3 protein-coding genes are annotated in these 3,369 nt (G+C 52.6%); all 3 read left to right on the top strand.

Annotation, left to right across the window (positions count from 1 at the left end; translation table 11 throughout):
* Positions 1–423 (top strand): methylenetetrahydrofolate reductase (locus ACYC56_RS13535; protein ID WP_461374702.1); only part of this gene is annotated, 423 nt, incomplete at its 5' end.
* 272 nt (positions 424–695) lie between these two features.
* Positions 696–1,910 (top strand): glutamate synthase-related protein, encoded by a 1,215-nt coding sequence (locus tag ACYC56_RS13540; protein ID WP_461374703.1) that lies wholly within the window; start codon positions 696–698, stop codon positions 1,908–1,910.
* 175 nt (positions 1,911–2,085) lie between these two features.
* The coding region (locus tag ACYC56_RS13545) for a glutamate synthase-related protein (RefSeq protein ID WP_461374704.1) at positions 2,086–3,369 on the top strand (1,284 nt) is incomplete at its 3' end.

Raw genomic sequence — 3,369 nt, forward strand, 5'->3', positions numbered from 1 at the left:
GACCCCTTTTTTTACCGGGTGATCCGATTAGCCAAGAAGGTCAAGGCCGGCGCCGAATTCATCCAAACCCAATGCATTTACAATCTCGACCGTTTTAAAGAATGGATGACCCAGGTGCAAGACCGGGGACTCCACGAAAAGGTCCATATCCTCGGTGGAATCACCCCATTGAAGTCGGCCAAGATGGCCGAATATATGAAAAGTCAGGTAGCCGGAATGGACATCCCCGAAGCATTAATCAAGCGTATGAAAGCGGTACCGGCCAAGGGACAAAGGCAGGAAGGGCTTAAAATCAGCATAGAAACTATCCAGGCCTTAAAAGAAATTGAAGGAGTCCACGGTGTTCATATCATGGCCATCGAATGGGAAGAGGCCGTTCCCCAAATCGTGGAACAGGCCGGGCTACTTCCGAGACTGCTTTAGTTCTGAGATGAAAGTTTTGAGTTCGGAGTTCGGAGTTTAGAGTTCGGGAGTGATCGGTTTCACTCCGAACTCCGAACTCGATTTCACTATCAAAGAGGAATCTAATGCCACCTAAATATCATATTCATACGGCCCCGGTGCCCAATCGGTTTCCCACCGTCATACGGTCCGGGGTCATTGCCTGGGAAGAGGGTTGTCTTAAATGCCCTAAATGTGTCAAACGGGAATGTGTTTACGGGGTTTATGACAAGCGAGGGCTCGATCCCCGTTTGATGTCCGATTCATTGGACAGTTTGTGTAAAGATTGCTTCCGCTGTGTCCAAAATTGTCCCAATCGTCTGATCCATAAGGCCTTAAACCCCGACTATAAAAATCTCGGGGATCAATACTGGACCTCAGAAATCATCTCAAAGCTTTGGTACCAGGCGGAAACGGGTAAAATTCCGGTCTCCGGTGCCGGATACGGGGGCCCATTTTCAGGATCAGGATTTGACGCCATGTGGACCGATATGTCCGAAATAGTCCGGCCCACCCGGGATGGAATTCATGGCCGGGAATATATCAGCACTCAGGTCGACCTGGGGCGGAAACATCAGGCCCTGGAGTTTGATGCCCAGGGAAACCTCTTGTCTCCGATCTTGCCTTCGGTAGACATCCCCCTTCCGATCATTTTCGATAAATTACCCTGGTCTCCCCCGCGTGACCGCATTAATCACACCCTGCTGCGGGCGGCGAAAAAGATCGGTACGTTCACGATCATCTCCCAGGAAGATTGGCATCCGAGTCTGAAGACCTATTCGGATCACCTCATGCTCCTTCTGACCGGGGATCCTGAAGAATTTGACCAATCCATTATTAAAAAACTTCGTTTAATAGAGATTCCTGATGGGCCCCGGGTCCTGGAAAGGCAGAAATGGCTGAAAGGAATAAATCCTGAGGCCGTTATTGCCGTCCGAATTTCCTTAAATCCTCAGGCAAAGGATCGGGCTTTGGAACTTACCCAGGCAGGCCTGGAAATCCTCCATTTTATGGCAGACGAATTCGGCCGGGAAGAAGGGGAGGACCCGTTTTTCATTAAGGACCGGATCAAAGAGGTCCATTTACATCTGGTAAAAAACGGACTCCGGGATCAGGTTACCCTCCTGGCCGGGGGTGGTGTGGCTATGGCTGAAGACCTGGCCAAGCTGATTATTTGCGGGGCCGATGCCGTCACCCTGGACATTCCCCTTCTGGTTGCTTTGGAGTGCCGTGTCTGCCGCAGATGTGCCGAAGGCATTCCCTGCCCGGTGAATATTGCTCAGATATACCCGCCCCGTGGACAGGCCCGAATCAGAAACCTGATAGCCGGTTGGTACAACCAGCTTTTGGAAGTCATGGGGGCCATGGGCATCCGCGAGGCTCGGCGATTGAGGGGTGAAATGGGCCGGGCCATGTTTTTTGAAGACTTAGAAAGGGAGATTTTTCTTCCTCTCCATAAAAGGAATTAACCTATGTCTGACGGCTTCGTAAAAAAGCCCATATGTCCCGCGTTCCGCGGGATTGCACTGCGACCTTCGTCATTGCGGCGTACTTCTCTGTACGCCTCATTCCTCAGATCTTGTGCGCCTTGCCTCTGGGCTTTTTACTGTGCTGTCCCATCTGATGACTTTTTTCGAGGGTATCATGTCTGATATATATGTTTCTCAATTTGTTCCTCCCGAGGTGAAACCGGCACCGACTCGCTTTCGCCATGCCTTAAGCAAGTACCGTATTACCATTGGGAAGGATTGTGACAATTGCGGCCTTTGCTTGAAGCTTTGCCCTTATGGGGTCTATCAGCCAGGGGCTAAACGACCTAAGCCCGGCAAAGATTTCCTCTGCCTGGGTCCGGCCTGCCAAAAAAACGACTATTTTTGTATAGCCCGCTGTCCCAAAGAAGTCATCACCATGAACCCCAATCCCTCTTTTGAGGTGTTGGGCGATAAGAGGTGGACGGCCGATCTACTGGCCAGTACCTGGTATATGGCTGAAACCGGGGAAGTCCCCTATCAGGGGCTCAATTATAAGACCGGGAATTCAGGGGGCGGTTTTGATAAACTCCGGCTCGTCTTCCCTCCCGACAAGGCTTTGGATTGCCGGGATGAGGATATTTCCCTGTCCCTGGAGCTTAACCGCACCGGAGACGAGCGCCCATCCATTATTCTTCCGATTCCCTTCTACCTGGGGGGTATGTCCTTCGGTTCGGTGAGCATCAATGCCATTCTCTCCCGGGTCCGGGCAGCCACGGCCTGGGGAACTTTCTGCTGTACCGGCGAAGGGGGGTTTCCTGATGACCTGATCCCCTATGAGGATCATATCATCACCCAGGTGGCCACCGGCCTTTTCGGGGTTCGGGAGGAAACCATTCAGCGGGTGCGCATCGTGGAATTTAAATATGCCCAGGGCGCCAAGCCAGGATTGGGGGGGCATTTGTTAGGCGACAAAGTCACCCCGGAAGTAGCCCGCATGCGGGAAGCCGTGGTGGGTACCTCCCTTTTCTCACCCTTTCCATTTCATAGCGTCTATTCGGTGGAAGACCATAAAAAACATATCGACTGGATCAAAGAGATCAATCCCCGGGCCTTGGTTTCCGTAAAGGTCTCCACCCCGAACGACGTGGATATGGTGGCCGTCGGGAGTTATTTCGCCGGGGCCCATATCCTCCAGTTGGACGGCAGCTACGGCGGTACCGGGGCCGCTCCGGATATCGCCAAAAAGAATATTGCCATGCCCCTGGAATACGCCGTCCCCAAAGTTCATAAGTTTCTTACCGATGAAGGTATCCGGGATAAGCTGACCTTGATCGCCAGCGGCGGAATACGGACCGGGTATGACGTGGCCAAGATCATTGCCCTGGGCGCCAACGGCGTTTGCCTGGGCACCACCGATATGGTGGCCCTGGAATGCCTTCGCTGTCACAACTGCGAA

Source organism: Candidatus Aquicultor sp. (assembly GCF_054640775.1).

What these genes read in the sequence shown, in the direction of transcription:
- ACYC56_RS13540 (WP_461374703.1), top strand. Translation starts at nt 696, where the DNA reads ATGTCCGATTCATTGGACAGTTTGTGTAAAGATTGCTTCCGCTGTGTC.